The organism is Barrientosiimonas endolithica, from assembly GCF_030296655.1.
Lineage (GTDB): Bacteria > Actinomycetota > Actinomycetes > Actinomycetales > Dermatophilaceae > Barrientosiimonas > Barrientosiimonas humi.
Map to the genome: position 1 here is coordinate 3194744 of NZ_AP027735.1, position 19252 is coordinate 3213995.

General features: G+C 72.4%; 14 protein-coding genes and 2 pseudogenes. 7 read left to right on the top strand and 9 right to left on the bottom strand.

The window, feature by feature from the left end:
* Positions 1–4: 4 nt before the first annotated feature.
* Both QUE40_RS16170 and QUE40_RS16175 read right to left on the bottom strand, forming a co-directional pair.
* On the bottom strand, positions 5–670 hold the full coding sequence (locus QUE40_RS16170; protein ID WP_289231601.1) for a histidine phosphatase family protein: 666 nt from the start codon (positions 668–670) through the stop codon (positions 5–7).
* Positions 671–711: 41 nt separating this feature from the next.
* Positions 712–1746: an SGNH/GDSL hydrolase family protein gene (locus QUE40_RS16175; protein ID WP_289231602.1), complete on the bottom strand. Its 1035-nt coding sequence runs from the start codon at positions 1744–1746 to the stop codon at positions 712–714.
* A gap of 107 nt (positions 1747–1853) precedes the next feature.
* Here QUE40_RS16175 and QUE40_RS16180 point away from each other — a divergent pair, with 107 nt between their 5' ends.
* Positions 1854–2747, top strand: coding sequence for a hypothetical protein (locus QUE40_RS16180; RefSeq protein ID WP_289231603.1), 894 nt, complete (start codon positions 1854–1856; stop codon positions 2745–2747).
* Positions 2748–3266: 519 nt separating this feature from the next.
* Here QUE40_RS16180 and QUE40_RS16185 read toward each other — a convergent pair.
* Positions 3267–4229 (bottom strand): SGNH/GDSL hydrolase family protein, encoded by a 963-nt coding sequence (locus QUE40_RS16185; RefSeq protein WP_289231604.1) that lies wholly within the window; start codon positions 4227–4229, stop codon positions 3267–3269.
* A gap of 148 nt (positions 4230–4377) precedes the next feature.
* Positions 4378–5580, bottom strand: coding sequence for a PucR-like N-terminal domain-containing protein (locus QUE40_RS16190; RefSeq protein ID WP_289231605.1), 1203 nt, complete (start codon positions 5578–5580; stop codon positions 4378–4380).
* Positions 5581–5713: 133 nt separating this feature from the next.
* Here QUE40_RS16190 and QUE40_RS16195 point away from each other — a divergent pair, with 133 nt between their 5' ends.
* From QUE40_RS16195 to QUE40_RS16215, 5 genes and pseudogenes are all read left to right on the top strand, one after another.
* Positions 5714–6745, top strand: a complete 1032-nt coding sequence (locus tag QUE40_RS16195) for a ferredoxin reductase (protein WP_289231606.1) — start codon at positions 5714–5716, stop codon at positions 6743–6745.
* Positions 6746–6779: 34 nt separating this feature from the next.
* Positions 6780–8015, top strand: coding sequence for a fatty acid desaturase family protein (locus tag QUE40_RS16200; protein WP_142006972.1), 1236 nt, complete (start codon positions 6780–6782; stop codon positions 8013–8015).
* 60 nt (positions 8016–8075) lie between these two features.
* The gene (locus tag QUE40_RS16205; RefSeq protein ID WP_289231607.1) at positions 8076–8768 is read left to right on the top strand and encodes a histidine phosphatase family protein; all 693 of its coding nucleotides are present in this window, start codon (positions 8076–8078) and stop codon (positions 8766–8768) included.
* 55 nt (positions 8769–8823) lie between these two features.
* Positions 8824–8967, top strand: a pseudogene (locus QUE40_RS16210) (FMN-binding negative transcriptional regulator); the annotation flags it as partial.
* A gap of 76 nt (positions 8968–9043) precedes the next feature.
* The gene (locus QUE40_RS16215; protein WP_289231608.1) at positions 9044–9436 is read left to right on the top strand and encodes an FMN-binding negative transcriptional regulator; all 393 of its coding nucleotides are present in this window, start codon (positions 9044–9046) and stop codon (positions 9434–9436) included.
* On the opposite strand, the gene QUE40_RS16220 is transcribed toward QUE40_RS16215, so the two are convergent.
* Together QUE40_RS16220 and QUE40_RS16225 are read right to left on the bottom strand one after the other, a co-directional pair.
* Positions 9336–11222: a long-chain-acyl-CoA synthetase gene (locus QUE40_RS16220; RefSeq protein WP_289231609.1), complete on the bottom strand. Its 1887-nt coding sequence runs from the start codon at positions 11220–11222 to the stop codon at positions 9336–9338. The two genes, QUE40_RS16215 and QUE40_RS16220, sit on opposite strands and share 101 nt — an antisense overlap.
* Positions 11223–11293: 71 nt before the next feature.
* Entirely contained in the window at positions 11294–12490 is a 1197-nt protein-coding gene (locus QUE40_RS16225) for an MFS transporter (protein WP_236022406.1), read from the bottom strand.
* 195 nt (positions 12491–12685) lie between these two features.
* On the opposite strand from QUE40_RS16225, the gene QUE40_RS16230 reads away from it, so the two are divergent.
* Complete coding sequence (locus tag QUE40_RS16230) at positions 12686–13951, top strand: cytochrome P450 (RefSeq protein ID WP_289231610.1); 1266 nt, start codon at positions 12686–12688, stop codon at positions 13949–13951.
* On the opposite strand, the gene QUE40_RS16235 is transcribed toward QUE40_RS16230, so the two are convergent.
* The 3 genes and pseudogenes from QUE40_RS16235 to QUE40_RS16245 form a co-directional block, all read right to left on the bottom strand.
* Positions 13908–15512: an ABC-F family ATP-binding cassette domain-containing protein gene (locus QUE40_RS16235; protein ID WP_289231611.1), complete on the bottom strand. Its 1605-nt coding sequence runs from the start codon at positions 15510–15512 to the stop codon at positions 13908–13910. The genes QUE40_RS16230 and QUE40_RS16235 overlap by 44 nt on opposite strands.
* 157 nt (positions 15513–15669) lie before the next feature.
* Positions 15670–17479: pseudogene (locus QUE40_RS16240) on the bottom strand (NAD(P)/FAD-dependent oxidoreductase).
* A 105-nt stretch (positions 17480–17584) separates the two neighbouring features.
* Positions 17585–18778 carry a sigma-54-dependent transcriptional regulator family protein gene (locus QUE40_RS16245; RefSeq protein WP_289231612.1) on the bottom strand — a complete coding sequence of 398 codons (1194 nt, stop codon included), beginning with the start codon at positions 18776–18778 and terminating at the stop codon, positions 17585–17587.
* Positions 18779–19252: the final 474 nt, after the last annotated feature.

A 19252-nucleotide genomic window follows, 5' to 3' on the forward strand; every position in this document is an offset into this window, starting at 1 on the left:
CTCGTCAGGCGGTGAGCGGCTCCCCGGCCGGCCCGTCGAACGGGTCGGCGTCGTCGACGCCGGGCCCGCCGAGCGGGGCGCCCATCCAGCTCGTCGCGATCCAACCAGAGTCAGGGTCACCCTCGACCACGACCACGCCGGTGTTGCCGAGCGGGTTGTGCTCGGCGAAGCGGGCGCCGAGGTTGCCGGCGCGCAGCGTGGTCCAGACGCGGATCGCCGCACCGTGGCTCACGACCGCCGCGACGTCGGCGCCGCCGGCCGCGACCTGGCGCAACGAGTCGTCCATCCGCGCGACGAACTCCTCGCCGGTCTCGCCGCCAGGCATCCGCACGTCGAGGTTGCCGTGGGCCCACTCGAACAGCACCCCGAGGTACTGCTCGATGCTCTCCCGGTCGTTGCAGCGCTCGACGTCGCCGGCCTGCACCTCGTGCGCGCCCGGGAGCTCCTGCACCGGCACGCCGAGCGCCTCGGCGAGCGGCGCGGCGGTGAGCTGCGCACGCAGGGCGCGGGAGGCGTACACCGCTTGGACGCCCTGGTCGGCGACGGCCTCGGGGATGGCCGCCGCCTGCTCGGCCCCGAGCTCGGTCAGCCCGGGACCGGGCAGCAGCGTGTCGAGCGAGTGAGCGACGTTGGCGGGCGTCTGGCCGTGACGGATCAGCAGGAGGCGCACGGTGCCCATGCTCGCACGCGGCCCGCCACGGTCGTACGTCGTCAGTCGGCCTGGCGGTCCAGCTGGCGCAGGCGGGTCAGCGCCCGGTCGACCACCGTCGTGTCGGGCGAGCGCAGCTGGGCGTCGAGCCGGCGGATCTCGGCCGGGTCGAGGCCGGCCGCCTTCGCCTTGGCGAGGTTCTCGGGCGAGCTCAGCCGCATCGCGACGACACGGTCGGCGGCGGCGCGGGTGCGCTGCGCGGGGGTGCGCTGCGGCGCCGGCTCGGCGCTGCGCTGCGCCGTCGCGGCGCGGCCGGTGACCGACGGGCCGACCAGGTTGGCGTAGCCCACGTTGCCGGCGCGGTTGGGGTGGTAGGACTCCTCGACCGGGTTGCTCAGCCCGTTGATCCACTCAGGGTCGTCGCACACCGCGCGCCCGGTGAACGAGGCGGTGGGGTCGACGAAGCGGAAGCCCGCGCCGGTCGCCTTGCTGCGCGCCAGCGTGTTCAGCTCGCCGGTCGCGGTGTTGAGGGTGCTCTGCTCGTCGGGCGCGAAGAAGGTGAGGGCGTTGCAGTCCTCGCCGTTGAAGATGCGCGGGTAGCCGCCGACCGTGACCGCCGCGTTGGTGGCCTTGGTGCGCACCCGGCCGAACAGGTTGTCGTAGCGCCCCGGCAGCTGGTCGCGCAGGATCGCCCGGCCGCCCGCGATCGCCCCCTGGCAGTCGCTCATCCAGCCCGGCTGCGCGCACTCGGTGAGGATCGAGGAGAACCCGACGTCGTTGCCGCCGATGGTCATCGTGACGTAGCCGGTGCCGTTGTCGAGCGTCCCCAGCTGGCTGTCGATCACGCTGGAGGTCGTGGCGCCCGAGCAGGCCTGGTAGTCCAGGTTCAGGCCGTACGTCTGCGCCACCAGGGCGGGGTAGCCGTACGGTGAGCGGTAGCAGTCGTCGACCTTGGCGCGGGTTCCGACGCCGGCGGAGTAGGAGTCGCCGAGCGCGACGTAGTCGCCCTGGGCTGCCTGTGCGGGGGTGACGGTGGACAGGGACAGCGCGGCGGCTGCGGTCAGCAGCCCGGCGGCGCGCATCGGGGAGGTGGTCATGCGCCTCACCCTGGCCCGGGCGGTGCGTCCCCGGGGCATACGGCAGGTCAAGACTTCCCCAACTGCGCCCTGCCTCTACGGTGAACGGCCATGAGCGGTGATCGCCCGTGAGCTCCAACCTCGCCTGCATCGGGATGGGGGTGACCTCACCGGCCGAGCTGTCCGAGCTGGTGGCCGAGGTCGCCCGGCTCGGCAGCGAGCCGGTGGCGCACAGCCCCGGCGTGCAGACGTACGCCTGGCAGGACTCCAGCGGGGCACGCGTGGTGCTCGACGTGCTGGCCGGGAGACCGCTGATCCTGCCGTCGTTCGCGAGCACCAGCGAGTTCACCAGCACCGCGGTCGAGGCACACTCCCCGGACGTCGCCCGGGTGACGGTGCTCGGCGAGGACGGCGTGACCGAGACGGGCGTGACGTGCGAGCTGGAGCAGCGGCGGCACGTCGAGGGTCAGGTGGGCGGCGGCCGAATCCGGTTGGTAGCGCTCGGGATCAACGTCACCGCCTTCGACGACGAGCCGACCTTCCTCGCCGACGACGCGAGCCTGCTCGGCACCGAGGACGAGCTCGGGCCGCCTCCGCCCGAGGTGGCCGAGCGCGGCCTCGCCTGGCCGCCGCGCATGTCGGCCTCGGCGTTCTTCGCGAACGGCTTCTACCCCGGCCCGGTCGACCCGACCCCGCACGCGCTCCTGTCGGGCGTGGTGCTGCGCGCCGAGGTGCGGACGAACTCGCTCACCGGCCGCCGGTTCGTGGCCTCCCGCGTGCTCACCGCGTTCGGCGAGCTCGACCTGTGCCTGGCGGAGGAGTTCGCGCTGCTGCTGCCCGGCCAGGTGGTCGCCGGCACGGTGGCGATGGTGGGCCGGCTGCTCGAGGACGCCCCGGCCGACCCGGCCACCCCGGCCGACCCGGCCACCCCGGCCGCACCCGAGGAGCAGGCTGGGGACGACGACGCCCAGCCCCGCCCCGGCGAGACCCGCCGCGAGTGGCGCAACCGCACCGGCCGCTGACCCCCACGCTGGTCGAGCACGGCACCCCACACGCTGGTCGAGTAGGGCGAGCCGCTAGGCGAGCCCGTATCGAGACCACGTCGCCACGCTCGGTGGTGACCAAAGGGCGCCAGGAGGCGTGAGTACGCCTGTGGTGACGTCGGATTCGCGAGTCGCCGACGGCGTACATCGCCAGAGTGGTCACCAACTAACAAACTGGTCGGTTGCAACCGACCAGTCTGTTAGTTCGCGACCAGTCTGGGCGAGTCGGTCCTGACCCGACCCTGCGATCTCGACACGACCCCACGCTGTTGACACAAAGTGCTGCTACAGCACCCAGGTCTGTCAACAGCGCCGGCCCGTGTCAACAACGTCAGGGTTTGTCAGAAACGTCACTAGGGTGAGTCGCCAGATCGCCCCGACCAAAGGCCGACTCCCGCCTCCGGGCGCCTTTCGGTGGCCCACGACCGAGGTGACAGGTCTCGATACGGCCTCGCCTAGCGGCTCGGCCTACTCGACCATCGTGGGAAGCGGCTCGGCCTACTCGACCACCGTGGGAAGGGTGGCCCGCACCTGCCGGTCGAGCTGGTGCAGCCGGGCCTCGGCGTCGGGGCCACCGGCTTCGGCGAGGCGGCGCACCTCGTCGACGTCGAGTCCCGAATCCTTCGCACCAGCAAGGCTTTCCGACGACAACAGGTCGGGCAGGCGGAACATCTTGCGGCCGTGGTCGTGCGGGCGGCCGTACGCGATCGCCGGCCTGCTCGCCAGCACGGCCGGTCGAGGCTCGGCGGGGGCACCCACCGGTTGCCGCCCCAGCTCGACCAGCACCGCGTCGGCGATCGCCCGGTGGCCGGTGGCGTTGGGGTGGAACGACTCGTCGAGCGGCCAGGACGCGCCGCGGATCCACTCCGGGTCCTGGCAGACCGCGTGCCCCTCGAACTCGTCGCGTACGTCGACGAAGACCGCACCCGCGGCGCGGGCCGCCGCGCCCATCACCTCCGCGAGCAGGTCGGCGGCCGCGTTGAGCCGGGTGAGCTCGCGCGGGCTGAAGAACGTCGACAGGTTGCACTCCTCGCCGGCGAACAGCCGCGGGTAGCCGGTGGCGACGAGCTGCGCCTGCGGCGCGCGCGAGCGTACGTCCTCGTGCAGCGCGCCCAGCCGGCCCGGGAGGTCCTCGCGCATCACCCGCTCGGCCTCGTCGATGACCGGGTCGGTCTCGCCCATCCACGCGGGGCGGGCGCACGCGGTGAGCACCTCGGCGAAGCCGGCGTCGTTGCCGCCGACCGACACCGTCACCAGCTCGGTCTGAGCGTCGAGCCGGGCGAGCTGACCACGGCGTACGTCGTCGACCACCGCCCCCGAACAGGCTTCATAGACAAGGGTTTTGCCGATCGCCTCGGACACGATCACCGGGTAGCCGGCACGCGACCGGAAGCAGGCGTCGACACGTTCGCCGCCGCCGACACCGGCGGCGTAGGAGTCTCCGAGCGCGACGTAGGTCATGGGTCCATCCAAGCGGGCCGGGGTCTCGATACGCCCTCCGCTGCGCTCCGGGCTACTCGACCGACGTGTCCGCTGCGCTCCGGGCTACTCGACCGACGTGTCCGCTGCGCTCCGGGCTCCTCGACCGGCTTCGGGCTGAGCGGCGCGATCAGGAGTGGCCGGCGCGCAGCACCATCTCCAGCTCGAACCGGGTGAGCGGGTCGTCGAGGGCGTCGCCGAAGATCTCGCGCAGCTGGCCGACGCGGTATCCCACCGTCTGCGGGTGGATGTGCAGGTCGGCGGCGACCTTGGCCCGCTCGCCCTGGTGGCTGAGCCACGACAGCAGCGTCTCGGCGAGCCGCGCGCGCTGGTTCGGACGCAGCTGGTCCAGCGGCGCAAGTCGTTGTGCCGCAAGGTCGTTCAGCAGCTCGGGCTCATGCCCGAGCACCAGGGTCGACAGGTGGTCGCGCACCCACCAGGGGCCGTCACCCTCGGCCGCCTGCACCGCCGCCGGGTCGGGCATCGTCATGGCCGCGTGCGCCGCACGCAACGAGCCGGCGGCTCGCAACCACGGGCGCACCGGACCGATCCAGGCGCGCCGCCCGGCGAGCACCCGCTCCAGCTCGGCCCGGGCCCGGTCGCTGCGCGGGGCGGCGACGAGCACCACGGCGTACTCGCTGCGCGAGCGGGCCAGCCCGCGCTCGCCGAGCGCGAGCCGCAGCCCGTCGGCCTTCTCCAGCGGCATGGCGGCCACGACGACCTCGCGCGGGATGACCCAGCCGGCGTCGGCGGCGAGCGCCCGCAGGTCTGCCTCCTCGGCACGCCCCGACACCAGCTGCTCCAGCAGCGCGGCCCGGCGCCGGTCGCGCTCACCGGCCTGCCGGAACTGCTCGGCGGTGAACGCCTCGATGCTCGCCGACGACAGCTCGTCGATGTAGACGAAGATCGACTCGCCGAGCGGCATGAGGAGCGTGGGGTCGAGCCCCTCCTGCACCGAGATGCGCGACACCGCCCGGAAGGCCATCCGCGCCCCGACGCGGTAGGCCCCGAGCAGCGCCTCGAGCGGACGGCCGGTGCGCGCCTCGCCCTTGCCGAGCCCGGCGTACACCAGCCGCGCCTCGGGCGGCAGCGCGGGCTCGTCGCGGCCGGGCAGCTCCAGCAGCAGCCGGCTGAGGGCGACCTCGACGCCCTGCCGCACGGCGACGCCGAAGTCGCCTTCCAACGGGCGGGAGTAGGCGGGGACGTCGCGCTGGATCGCCGCGATGATCGACTCGACGACCTCGCCCAGGTGGGGCTGCAGCGCCCGCGACACCTCCCGCGGCAGCGACGCCCAGGGAGGCGGGTCACCCGTCAGGGGTGTGTCGACCGTCACGTTATGCCTCTCCCAACCCCGTTTTTCAGCGTCAGGCGCTAAAGACGTGCGCTCCGATTGTGAGCACAGACAGCAGAATATGACGCCTCGCGCCAATCACACTAGAGAGGTGACTGGACGACGACCTCTGGCGATGCGCGCGCTCGGTGTGTTCACCGCGCCGTTCCCGCCCGAGGAGTTCCTCGGGCTGGTGAACCCGCTGTCCTCGGCGCGCCAGCTGCGCGGCGTGGTCACCCGGGTGACCCCCGAGACCGACCACAGCACCACCATCCACTTCCGTCCCGGACGCGGCTGGTCGGCCCACGCCGCGGGGCAGTACGCCCGCATCGGCGTCGAGATCGACGGTGTGCGCCAGTGGCGCAGCTATTCGCTGTCGGCCGCCGAGGGCGACGACCCCGCGATCACCGTGACCGCCATCGGCCGGGTCTCCCAGCACCTGGTGCAGCACACCCGCGTCGGCGACGTGCTGTTCCTCGCGCCGCCGCAGGGCGACTTCGTGCTGCCGCCCGGCCCGCGCCCGCTGCTCATGCTCACCGCGGGCTCGGGCATCACCCCGGTGATGTCGATGATCCGCACCCTGATCCCCCGCCGGCGCGACGCCGACGTGGTGCTCATCCACTCCGCGCGCACCCCGCAGACGGCCCTGTTCCGCGAGGAGCTCGCCGAGCTCGCGCAGGACAACCCCGGCCTGCACGTCGTGCACCGCTACACCGCGATCGAGGGACGGCTCGACCTGAGCAGCCCGGCCCAGCTCGAGGCGACCTGCCCCGACTGGCGCTCGCGCAAGGCGTACGTCTGCGGGCCGACCGAGCTGCTCGACGACGCCACCGACTTCTGGCGCACCTTCCACGCCGAGGACCACCTGTCGGTCGAGCGGTTCGAGACCGGCCTGCTCGCCGGCGACGCCGCCGGCGGCCGCGTGGTCTTCGAGAAGTCCGACAAGGAGGCCGAGGCGGAAGGCTCGACCACCCTGCTCGAGGTCGGCGAGAACGCCGGCGTCCTCATGCCCCACGGGTGCCGCATGGGCATCTGCCACAGCTGTCTGACCCCGCTGCTCTCGGGACAGGTCAAGGACCTGCGCACCGGAGAGATCCGGAGCGACGAGGGCGAGCTCATCCAGACGTGCATCTCGGCCGCAGCCGGCCCGGTGCACCTCGACGTCTGACCCCCTGAACGCAACACGACAGGAGCATTCCCTGATGGCCCTGGCCGCAGTTCCCTACACGACCACCGACGACGAGCCGTTCGACACCTCGTTGCGGCGTGGCAGCAAGCCGTCCGCCGTCAAGCGCACCGGTGTGCTCCCCACCGAGGGCAGCCCGACCGTGCGCCCGCCGGGCGCGGACCACCTGAGCGACGACGACGTACGCCAGCTCGGGGCCGAGCTGGACGCGATCCGTGACGAGGTGATCCAGTCGCGCGGGGCCCGTGACGCGGCGTACATCAAGCGGATGATCAAGATCCAGCGCAGCCTGGAGCTCGGCGGCCGGCTGCTGATGCTGGCCTCGCGCTACAAGCCCGCGTGGGTCGCCGGCACCGGGATGGTCGCGACGGCCAAGGTGCTCGACAACATGGAGATCGGGCACAACACGCTGCACGGGCAGTGGGACTGGATGCGCGACCCCGACATCCACTCCACGACGTACGAGTGGGACTTCGTCGCGCCGGCGCGCGGCTGGCAGCACACGCACAACGACCTGCACCACACCTGGACCAACGTCATCGGCAAGGACCGCGACGTGGGCTACAACATCCTGCGCGTCAGCGAGGACCAGCCGTGGACCAAGCGCGACATCTTCAACCCGGCGGTCAACGCGGGGCTGTCGCTGGTCTTCGAGTGGGGCATCGCCTCCTACGACCTGGAGTGGGACCAGGTGCAGGAGGGGCACAAGACCCGCGAGGCGTTCGACGCCGACATGGCGCTGCTCAAGCGCAAGGCCGCGAAGCAGGTGCTGAAGGAGTACATCGCCTTCCCGTTCGTCGCGCAGGTCGTGTCGCGCTCGGGCGTCGCGGCGCTGACCGCGTCGGTGGCGGCCAACGCGCTGCGCAACGTGTGGGCGCACGCGGTGATCTTCTGCGGTCACTTCCCCGAGGGCGTCGAGACGTTCAGCGAGGAGATGATCGAGGGCGAGACGCGCGGTGACTGGTACATCCGCCAGATGATGGGCTCGGCCAACCTGTCGGGCAGCAAGTTCTTCCACATCATGACCGGCAACCTCAGCCACCAGATCGAGCACCACTGCTTCCCCGACATCCCGTCGAACCGCTACATCGAGATCGCGCCGCGGGTGCGCGAGATCTGCGAGCGCTACGGCCTGCCCTACACCACCGGCCCGCTGCCCAAGCAGCTCGCGTCGACGTGGAAGCGGATCTTCCAGCTGTCGCTGCCGGAGGGCAAGCGCTGGCGCGACGTGCCGGCGCTGCTGCGCGCCTGAGGCGAGCCGGGCGTACGCCATCGGCCGGCCGGGCCTGCCCGGCTGGCAGACTTGCCGGCCATGGATCCCCGTTCGTTGCTGCTGGTCCGGCACGGGCAGGCGTCGTTCGGCAAGCAGGACTACGACCAGCTCTCCCCGAGCGGGCACCGGCAGGCGCGGCTGCTCGGCGCCGACCTGGCGCGGCGCGGGCTGCGGCCCGACCGGATCGTGTGCGGCGGCATGAAGCGGCACGCGCAGACGGTCGCCGAGATCGTCGTCGGCGCCGAGTGGGAGGACCTGGAGACCGAGGTCGACGGGCGGTGGAACGAGCTGGACCACGTCGACGTGATCCAGGCCTACCGCCCGGCCTATCGGCACAACCTGCTGCTCAAGGCCGACATGGTGCGCACGCTGCGCCCGCGCGCGGCGTTCGAGTCGATGTTCGAGCAGGCGCTGCGGCGCTGGGCCGGCGGCGAGCACGACGCCGACTACCGCGAGAGCTTCGGCGCCTTCCGCGAGCGCGTCGACGCCGCGTTCGACGCGACGGTGGAGGCCACCACGGGCCGTACGCTCGTGGTCACCTCCGCCGGCTGCGTCAGCCAGATCGCCGCGCGCCTCACCGCAGCCGGCAGCCTGGACGCCTGGAAGGAGTTCGCGCTGAGCATCTCCAACACCAGCGTCAGCCGGGTCGCGCTCGGCAAGGAACGGGCGCGGCTGCAGACGTTCAACGAGGTGAGCCACCTGGACGCCGCCGGGCTGGTCACGCTGCGCTGAGCGGGGTGCCGGACGGCGGAGGCGCACGGTCGTGACGCGGCGTAGCCTCGCCAGCATGTACCTCCCCAGCCACAGCGTCGTCGAGGACGAGGACCAGGTCCGGGCGTTCGTCGCGGCGGTGGGCTCGGCGAGCCTGGTCACCGTCGGCGACGACGGCGTCCCCGACGCCACGACGCTCCCGGTGCTCTGGGAGGGCGACCGCGTCACCTGCCACCTGGCGCGCAACAACGAGCAGTGGCAACGGATCTCTGCGGGCGCCGCCCGGGCTCCTGGTCGTGCGCGGCCCCGAGGGTTACGTCTCTCCGAGCTGGTACGCCAGCAAGGCCGAGCACGGACGCGTCGTGCCCACGTGGAACTACACCGAGGTGCAGCTGCGCGGCCCGGTGACCGTGCACGACGACCCGGAGTGGGTGCTCGGCATGGTGACCCGGCTGACCGAGGCGCACGAGCGGGACCGCGAGCAGCCGTGGGCCGTCAGCGACGCGCCGGACAAGTTCGTGCGCACGCGGCTGCGGGCCATCGTCGGCGTCGAGCTCGCCGTCGCTGACGTGCAGGCCAAGGCCAAGCTCAGCCGCGACAAGTCCGAGGAGGACCAGGCGGGCGTGCTCGCCGGCATGCCGCCCGGGCCGCTGCACGAGGTGCAGGGCTCGGGCGGCCTACTGCCGTAAGGCGGTTCGGGCTCGGGCTGTCAGCGGGGGTGGAGCCGGAGGCGACCTCGGCGGGGTAGTCCTCGTAGAACGGGACGTACCCCTCGGAGCCCTTGTAGACGTACAGCGGGTCGTCGGTCTTGTAACCCTGGTCGCGCAGCGAGACCTTGCGCGACTTGAACGTCGAGGTGTGCTCCAGCGAGGGCACGATGCGCAGGAACAGCGGGACGGCGTACGCCGGGAGCGCCGAGCCGAGCTCCTTCGCCGCACGCTCGGGGTCCAGCTGCTGGCCCTCGGCGAGCACGATCGAGGCCATGCCGGCCTTGCCGTCGGCGCCCGGGATCTCGACGCCGTAGACCGAGACGTCCTCGACCTCGGGCAGCCGGCCGACCGCGGCCTCGACCTCGGTGGTCGCGACGTTCTCGCTCTTCCACCGGAAGGTGTCGCCGAGCCGGTCGACGAACGCGACGTGGGTGAGGCCCTGGTGGCGCACCAGGTCGCCGGTGTTGAACCAGGTGTCGCCGTCCTTGAAGCCGTTGCGCACGAGCTTCTTCTCGGTGGCGTCGTCGTCGGTGTAACCGTCGAACGGGGCGCGGTTGGTGACCTTGGCGAGCAGCAGCCCGACATCACCGCGCTTGACCTTCGTCAGCCGGCCGTTGGCGTCGCGCGCCGGGTCGCCGGTCTCCTGGTCGTAGGCCACGACCTTGTACGGCAGCGGGCAGGTGCCGGCGGTCTCGTCGACGTTGTAGGCGTTGATGAACGCGATGTTGCACTCGCTCGCGCCGTAGAACTCGGCGATGCGCGCGATGCCGAAGCGCTCCTGGAACTCCGCCCACACGTCGGGGCGCAGGCCGTTGCCGACGATGACCCGCACCTTGTGGTCGCGGTCGGTGGGCTTGGCCGGCTGGGCCAGCAGGTATCGGCACAGCTCACCGATGTAGACGAAGGCGGTCGCGTCGTACGTGCGGATCTCGTCCCAGAAGCCGGAGGCGGAGAACTTGCGGCCGATCGCCATCGAGGCGCCGCCGGCGAACACGGCGCCGAGCGCGACCGTGATGGCGTTGTTGTGGTAGAGCGGCAGACAGACGTACATCGTGTCGTCGGGCCGCAGCCGCACTCCCAGGCCGCCCAGCCCGGAGTAGGACTTCAACCACCGGAAGTGGCTCATGATGCTGGCCTTGGGCATGCCGGTGGTGCCCGAGGTGAAGATGTAGAACGCCTGCTCGCTGCCCGCGATGTCGGCGGTCACGGCCGGGTCGGCGTCGGACTTGCCCTCGGCCTCGGCGCGCAGCTGGGAGAAGGTGATCGACGACTGCTGCTCGGCCGCGGCGCCCGCCGAGGCGAGGTCTTCGACGCAGTCGTCGCCGACGACCACCAGCGGCGCCCCGAGCACCCCGAGGCTGTGCGCGAGCACCTCGCCGCGCTGGTTGTAGTTGAGCAGCCCGGCGACCGCGCCGATCTTGACGATGGCGAGCGACACCAGCACCGTCTCGAGCTCGTTGCGCGCGAGCAGCCCCACCACGTCGCCGCGCTGCACGCCGCGCTCGGTGAGCACGGCCGCATAGCGGTTGACGATGCGGTTGGCCTCGCCGTAGGTCTCGGTGCGCCCCTCGAACTTCAGGAACGGGCGGTCGGGCTGCTTGGCGGCGAGCTCCTGCAGGAGCAGGCCGACGGACTTCTTGTCCTTGGGCTTGCGCAGCAGCAGGCCCGGCGCTCCCTTGATCAGGATGGGCAGGTCCGGCGCCATGCGCGCGGCACCCTTGGCCAGGTCGAGCAAGCTGACCGTCTGTCGAGTCTGGACCGTCATGGTCTTCCCTTCGGATCTCGGCGTCAGACGATCTTACCTACTAACTAGTAACCGTAGGTCTCGGTTGGCTATCAACTGGCCGTCGGCGCCCGGTGGGTGGACTGCACAGGCTGCGGCTCGCGTACGGCGGGGAGGCAGGCGACCGCGAGCAGCAGGGCGGCGCCCACCACCAGCAGCGCCCGCAGCACGCCGACCTCGTGCCCGAGCAGTCCGAGCAGCGGCGGGCCGGCGAGGAACGCGCCGTACCCGACCGTCGCGACCACCGACAGCCGCGCGTGCGCGAGGCGCGGGTCGTCGGCCGCCGCGCTCATCCCGACCGGGAAGCCGAGCGCGACGCCGATGCCCCACACGGCCGCGCCGAGGTAGGCGTACGGCGCCGGGGTGAAGACCACGATCAGGCAGCCGACGAGCGCGAGACCGAACATGACGCGCAGCACCGGGACCCGGCCGTACGTGTCGAGCAGCTTGGTGCCGGCCAGTCGCCCGATCGTCATGAAGGACAGGAAGACCGCGAAGGCGAGCACGCCCGCCCAGCCGGGCACCCCGTGCCCCTCGACGAACGCGACCGAGATCCAGTCGTTGGCGGTGCCCTCGGTGAACGCCGCGACGAGGGTGACGACCCCGATGAGCAGGGTGCGCGGCTCGGTCCACGGGTTGCGGGCGCGCGGCTGGTCGGCGTCCTCCTCGGCGGGCGGCTCGCCCGGGCGGAACGAGCGCAGTGCGAGCACGACGCCGGCGAGGCAGGCCAGCGCGATCAGCGGCAGGTGCACCCAGACCGGCACGCGCAGCCCGACCAGCCCGGCCGCGAGCAGCGCCGCCGCGACGGTGCCCGCGCTGAACGCCGCGTGGTAGTGCGGCATCACCGACCGGCCGAGCCCTCGCTCGACGTGCGCGCCCTCGAGGTTCATCGCCACGTCCCACAGCGCGATGCCGAGGCCGGTGACGAACAGTGCCGGGGCCGCGAGGCGTACGTCCTCGGCCACGCCGACCGCGAGACCGAGGCCCGTGATTCCGGTCGCCGCGAAGCCCGTGCCGAGCACCAGCGCGCGGGCGACCCCGAGGCGGTTCGCGATGTGCCCCGACAGCGGCAGCAGGAGCACCGACCCGAGCGAGCCGGCGAGCAGCAGCAGCCCGAGCGCGCGCGGGTCGAGGTCGAGGATGCGCTTGATGTCGGGGATGCGGGCCGCCCACGAGGCGAACGCCGCACCGGCGAGCGCGAACACCGTGAGCACCGCGACGTGCGCGCGGTTCAGGTCGGTCGAGGTCACCAGGTCAAGCCTGCCACCCCGCGGGCGCGTAGCGTCGCCGCGTGACCACCCCCGAGACGCCCGCTGTCGAGGAGGGGCGGCCCGCTTGATCGAGGTGAGGCCCCCTGTTACGTGGGCCTCACCTGCCGTATGCGGGCCGCCCCTCCCCCTCGGGGGCCTCGCCGCGGCGCTTACGGTCACGTAGCGTGGGTGGGCATGCAGGCACCGACGCTCGCCGAGCTGCGGATGATCCGCACCTTCGCCACCACGATGTACGCCGAGAAGGCCAAGCGCAGGTATGCCGCGTGGGTGCAGGGTGACCCGTTGGCGCGGGCCGGGCTGGCGCCGTGGCACGAGAACCCCTACCCGATGTACGAGCAGGTCCGCGCCCGCGGCGCGCTGAGCAAGACCCGGGTCCCGGGCGTGCGGGTGAGCATGGACCACGACCTGTGCGCGGCGGTGCTCAAGAGCCGCGACTTCGGCTCGGTCGGCCGCGAGGCCCCCGGTCGCGAGAGCGGCGAGATCGACCTGTCGCTGCTGGACATGAACCCGCCCGACCACACCCGCGTGCGCCGGGTGGCGGCACCGGCGTTCACGCCGCGGCGGATGGCGGCGTACGAGACCAGCATCGAGAAGACCGTGCACCAGCTGCTCGACGACGCCGAGCGGCAGGGCAGCTTCGACCTGCAGCGGGCGCTGTCGGCGCCGCTGCCGATCACCGTCATCAGCGAGCTGCTGGGCGTGCCCGACGCCGACTCCGACACGTTCCTGCGCTACGGCACGGCGCTCGGCAGCGCGCTCGACGGCATCCAGTCGATGCGGCACGCGCGCCGGGCGTACGAGGCGAAGTACGCGCTGGAGCGCATGTTCGGCCGACTCATCGAGGAGCGTCGCACCGACCCGCGCGACGACATGATCACCCTGCTCAGCCAGCAGGAGGGCGAGGCGATCAAGGCCAGCGAGATGCTGCCGCTGTGCCAGCTGCTGCTCGTGGCCGGGTTCGAGACCACGGTCAACCTCATCGGCAACGCCGTGCACCAGCTGCTGCGCCACCCCGACCAGTGGGAGCTGCTGGTCGCCGACCCCGAGGGTCGCGCGCCGGGGGTGGTCGAGGAGACGCTGCGGTTCGAGGCGCCGGTGCAGTTCACCTCGCGAGTTGCCATGAACGACACCGAGATTCACGGTCACGAGGTGCCCAAGGACCGCTGGGTGCTGATCGGCCTCGGCGGCACCGGCCGCGACCCCAAGACGTTCGCGCGGCCGCACGAGTTCGACATCACCCGCACCGACAACGCCGACCACCTCGCCTTCTCCAGCGGCATCCACTACTGCGTCGGCGCGCCGCTCGCCCGGCTCGAGGCGCAGGTCGCGCTGCGGCTGCTCGCCGAGCGGATGCCGCGGCTGCACCTCACCGGCGACGTGCCGATCCGGCGGTCGGTCACGATCCGGGGCGTGCAGCGGCTCCCCGTCGCGGCGGCCTGACGAGGCAGACGCTCCCCTGCCAGCGCGACCGGAGCCAGCGGTCGTGGCTGGCGACGAGCACGGTGACCGGCGTGCGGCGCACGGCCTCCTCCACCGCATCGACCAGGCTCGGCGACAGGTGGTTGCTGGGTTCGTCGAGCAGCAGCAGGTCGTGCGGCGTGGCCATGAGCAGCGCGAGCGCGAGCCGGCGGCGCTGCCCCTCGCTGAGCACGCCGACGGGGCGGGTCAGGTCGCGCGGGTGCAGCAGGCCGAGGTCGGTGATCGGGCGCAGCGGGTCGACGTCGGCGTAGATCTCGCGCGGCGTGCGCGTCGGGTCGGCGAACCGCACCTCCTGCGGCAGGAACCCGACCGAGCGCGCGTCGACCTGCACGTCGCCCGCGGCCTCCAGCCGGCCGGCCAGCACCGACAGCAGCGTCGACTTGCCCGTGCCGTTGGCGCCGGTCACGAGCAGGTGCTCGCCCGCGGCGACGTCGAGCCGCGCGAGGTGCAGGCGACCGGGCACAGACAGGTCACGAAGGCGTACGCTCGCGGCCCGTCGGCCGTCGAACGACCCTGAGAAGTCAACGGGCACAGGCGGTTTCGGCACCAGGTCGCGCTCGATGGCGGCGATCCGCTGCTCGGCGTCACGCACCCGACGACGCACCTGGGCCTGCACGTTCTCGCCCTTGAAGCTGTAGATGTACTTGTCGTTGTCCCGCGGCGGCCGGTCGTGCGCGATGTCGAGGGTCGTCGTGCGGGTGCGGACACGCAGCGCGTTCAGCGTCTCCTGCTGCTGCTCGAACGCCTCCTCCCAGCGGCGCCTGCTGTCGCGCTTGGCCGACAGATAGGTGGAGTAGGCCCCGGAGTAGGCGCGGCCGCCCCGCCCGTCGGTGCCGAGGTGCGCCGGGTCGAGGTCGACCAGCGTCGTGCACACGCGCTCCAGCAGCATCCGGTCGTGGCTCGCGACCAGGACGACACCCGGCATCGAGATCAGTTGTGCCTCAAGGAAGTCCAGCGCCTCGGCCTCGAGATGGTTGGTGGGTTCGTCGAGCACGAGACAGGCGGGGCGGCGGGTGAGCAGGGCCGCGAGCGCGAGCCGAGCACGCTGGCCGCCCGACAGCTCCCGCACCGGCTTGTCGCGCTCGAGCGCGCCGAGGCCGAGCCGGTGCGCGGCCACCTCGGCCCGGCGGTCGGCGTCCCAGGCGTCGTGCGCCTCGACCCACTCCAGCCGCTGCGCGTAGGCGTCGGCCGACCCGGGCAGCTCCCCCGCCAGCCGCTCCAGGTCGGCCACGCCGTCGTGCAGCGGGGCGAGGGCCGCGGTCAGCACCTCCTCGACGGTCGCGTCGTCGCGCAGGCCCGAGTCCTGGGCCAGATAGCCCAGGTCGTCGGGCGCGGTGATGCTGCCGGAGTCGGGCTGCTCGAGGCCGGCGACGAGGCGCACCAGCGTCGACTTGCCGGAGCCGTTCTCGCCGATGAGCCCGACCCGTTGGCCGGGCGTGGCCACCAGGTCGAGGCCGTCGAGCACGAGGCGGTCGGGGTAGGACTTGCGGACGTCGCGGACGACCAGGGAAGGGGCAGGCACGAGGCACTCCAACGGCCGCGGGGCGCGGCGGGTCGGTGGTTGCTCGCCGGGCGTGGGTCGCCTCGGGCGCGAGCGGGTCGGTGCCTCAGATCTTCATGGTGCGGCCAGCGTACGCACGCCGGCCGCACCACGTCATCCGGCTTTCGCCCGGACCGGCTCAGCCGGTGTGGTGGCTCTCGGCGAGGGCGTACACCGGGGTGTCCATGCCCTCCTGACGCGCCTTGAGCTGCATCGCGAGGTACTTGGAGTAGTGCCGCGACTGGTGCAGGTTGCCGCCGTGGAACCACAGGTTGCTCACCTGGGTCGGCTTCCACATGTTGCGCAGCTCCCCTCCCACGGACCGGGGTCCTTCGGGGTGTCGGAGCCCAGGCCCCACACCTTGCCGACCCGGTCGGCGGTGTCCTGGTCGATCAGCTGGGCCGCCCAGCCGTTCATCGACCCGTAGCCGGTCGCGAGCACCACCAGGTCGGCCGGCAGCTCGGTGCCGTCGGTGAGCACGACCGCGTCCTCGGTGAGCTCCTTGACCTCGGCGGGCGCGACGAGCTTGATGTCGCCCGACGCGATGAGGTCGGAGGCGCCGATGTCGATGTAGTAGCCCGACCCGCGCCGCAGATACTTCAGGAACAGCCCCGAGTCGTCGGCGCCGAAGTCGAGCATGAACCCCGCCTTCTCGAGCCGGTCGTAGAACTCCTTGTCCTGCTCGCGGATCGCGTCGAACGCGGGCTTCTGGAACTCGTTCAGCACCTGGTAGGGGATGGAGGCGAAGATCAGGTCGGCGGTCTCGTGGTCGACGCCGGACTCGACCGCGTCCTCGGAGTAGAGCGGGCCGAGCACGTGCTCCATCAGCGAGTCGGACCGCACGATGTGCGTGGTCGAGCGCTGCAGCATCGTCACGTCGGCGCCGTTCTCCCACAGGTCGGCGCAGATGTCGTGGGCGGAGTTGTTCGAGCCGATGACCACCGCCTTCTTGCCGCGGTACGGCCCGCCGCCGGGGTGCTTGGAGCTGTGGTGCACGTCGCCCTTGAACCGCTCCTGCCCCGGGATCTCCGGCTGGTTCGGCAGCCCCGACATGCCGGTGGCCATGACCAGGTGGGTCGGGCGCAGCACGATCTCCTCGCCGTCGCGGTCGACCCGCACCTCCCAGGTGCCGGACTCCTCGTCGAACTGCGCGCTCTTGGCCTCGGTGCTGGACCAGTAGTCCAGCTCCATGATCTTGACGTAGGACTCCAGCCAGTCGGCGATCTTGTCCTTCGGGGAGAACACCGGCCAGTCGTCGGGGAACGGCAGGTAGGGCAGGTGGTCGTACCAGACCGGGTCGTGCAGGCACAGCGAGTGGTATCGGCTGCGCCACTGGTCGCCGGGCCGCGGATACCGGTCCACGACAAGGGCGTTCACGCCCAGCCGCTTGAGCCTGGCCCCGAGACCGATGCCGCCCTGACCGCCTCCGACGACGAGGACGTACGGCTGCTCGTCCTTCCCGAACGAGGCCACCCGGGCCTTGCGCCGGTCGAGCCAGTTGTCCTTGCTGACGTTGACCCCGTGCTCGGCGCCGAAGATGCGGCGGCGGCCCTTGGGCTCGGGGTGGTCCTTCAGCTCCTGGGCGGAGGTGAGGAAGGTCCAGCAGCGGCCGTCGCGCAGCCGGGCGATGCCCTTGCCGTTGAAGGTGTCGTTCTCGAAGGTGAAGTCGAGCGTGGTCACGCCGTCGGCCTCGTCGGCGCCGGTCACCTCGATCGAGCGCGGCCAGGCCCCTGGCCCACCTCGCGCAGCATGGCGCCGACGGCGTCCTTGCCCTCGGCGGTGTGCAGGTTCCAGGTCATCGAGATCAGGTCTCGCCAGAAGCAGTCGTCGGCGAACTGCTCGAGGGTCGCGTCGACGTCGCCGGCCTCCAGGGCGGTCTGCAGCTGCTCGGTCCACGCCCGCGCGTCGTCCAGGGGCTGGGTGTCGGTCTGCGTCGCGGTGTCGGTCATCGGGAGCTCCTCATCTCGGTGCCGCTGCGGAATGCCGTGACGCTAGGCCGGGGTGCCGCGGCCCGGAAGGGTTGCAGGACGTTGCACCGGGCGCCCGCGGGCCGCTCAGGGCCGGACGAGACAGGGCGCCGTCAGGCGGTACGGCCGCGTGTCGATCAGCGGTCCCAGCCGGCCGCGCAGCCGCGACACCTCGGCGCGCAGCGTGACCAGGCTGACCGGCCGGTCGTACGCCGCCCGCACCAGCTCCTCCCCGCTCACCCCGTCGGGATGGGCGGCGAGCGCGGCGAGGATCGCGGCGTGCCGGGCGGTGAGCCGCACCTCCTCGGTGCCGCCGGCCGCGTGCACCACGGCCCGCGCCGGCGGGCCCGCGCACAGCTCGACCCGCACGTCGCGGGTGCTGACCGGGCGCAGCGCCCAGCCGCCGGGCACCCGCTCGGCGTCGATGGCTCCGAGCAGCGGCGACCAGGCCCGGCCCTCGTGCAGCCGGCCCGGCAGCCACACCCGGTCACCCACCGACACCCCCTCGGACTCGACCACCCAGCCGTCGTCGTCGACGAGCACCACCGGACCGCCGCCGGCGAGATCGCCCGCCGCCCGGCGTACGCGATCCAGGTCGGCCCGGTGCTCCGCGGCCAGCACCTGCTCGGCGAGCCGCACGGCCCCGCTCACGAGGGCGACGGTGTTGGGGTGGGCACTCGCGAGCGGCCCGGACAGGGTGATCGCGCCCGCCGGCGCGCCGGTGCGCGGGCTGAGGATCGGCGCGCCCGTGCACACCCAGCCGTGGTGGCCCTCGTCGGTGTGCTCGGCGCCGAACACCTGGATCGGCCGCGCGTCGACGATGGCGGTGCCGAGGCCGTTGGTTCCGACGGCGTCCTCGCTCCAGTTGGCGCCCTCGACGAAGCCCAGGCGCTCGCTGGAGCGACGCACCTCGGACGGGCCGCGCACCCAGAGCACGAACCCCTTCGCGTCGCACACCACCAGCTCGTTGCTGGCCTCCGACGCGACGTCGAGCAACGTCGACTCCAGGTGCGGCAGCACGGTGCGCAGCTCCGTGGCCTGCGACCGGCGCTCGGCGACCGCGAGGTCGGGCAGGTGCGTCGTCGGCGCGGTCGAGGGCCGCGGCTGCTGGCGCGACCACGCCCGCGCGATCGCGGTCCGTACGCCGTCGGGCACCGTCGCCGTCTCCGCCCACCGGCGGTGCAGGTCGCGCAGGTCGTGCGCCTTGCGGCGCGGGTCGTCGCGCACCGTCACCGCCGCGACCGAACCCAGGTCGGTGCGTTCCGTGGTGGCGTGACTCATCCATCCAGCGTGACTCAGATCACGTCCGCACGGGGCGGAACGGTCCAGATGGCGAGCGGCTCGCTGCGGTGGTCGAGCGGCTCCCACGGTGGTCGAGTAGGCCGGAGCGCAGCGGAGGCCGTATCGAGACCCCCTTCCCACGGTGGTCGAGTAGGCCGGAGCGCAGCGGAGGCCGTATCGAGACCCCTTCCACGGTGGTCGAGTAGGCCGGAGCGCAGCGGAGGCCGTATCGAGACCCGTCGGCTCGCGCTGTGGTCACCGAAAGGCGCCGGGAGGCGGGAGTCGGTCCGTGGTTGGCCGGTCTGGCGGCTCGCGGTGGCGACGTTTCTGACAGAGCCTGACGTTGTTGACACGGACTGGCGTTGTTGACAGACGTGCGTGCTGTAGCAGCCCTTCGTGTCAACAACGCACTGCCGTGTCGGGATCGTGCGGTCGGGTCAGGACCGACCCCGCCCAGACTGGCCAGAATCTCTC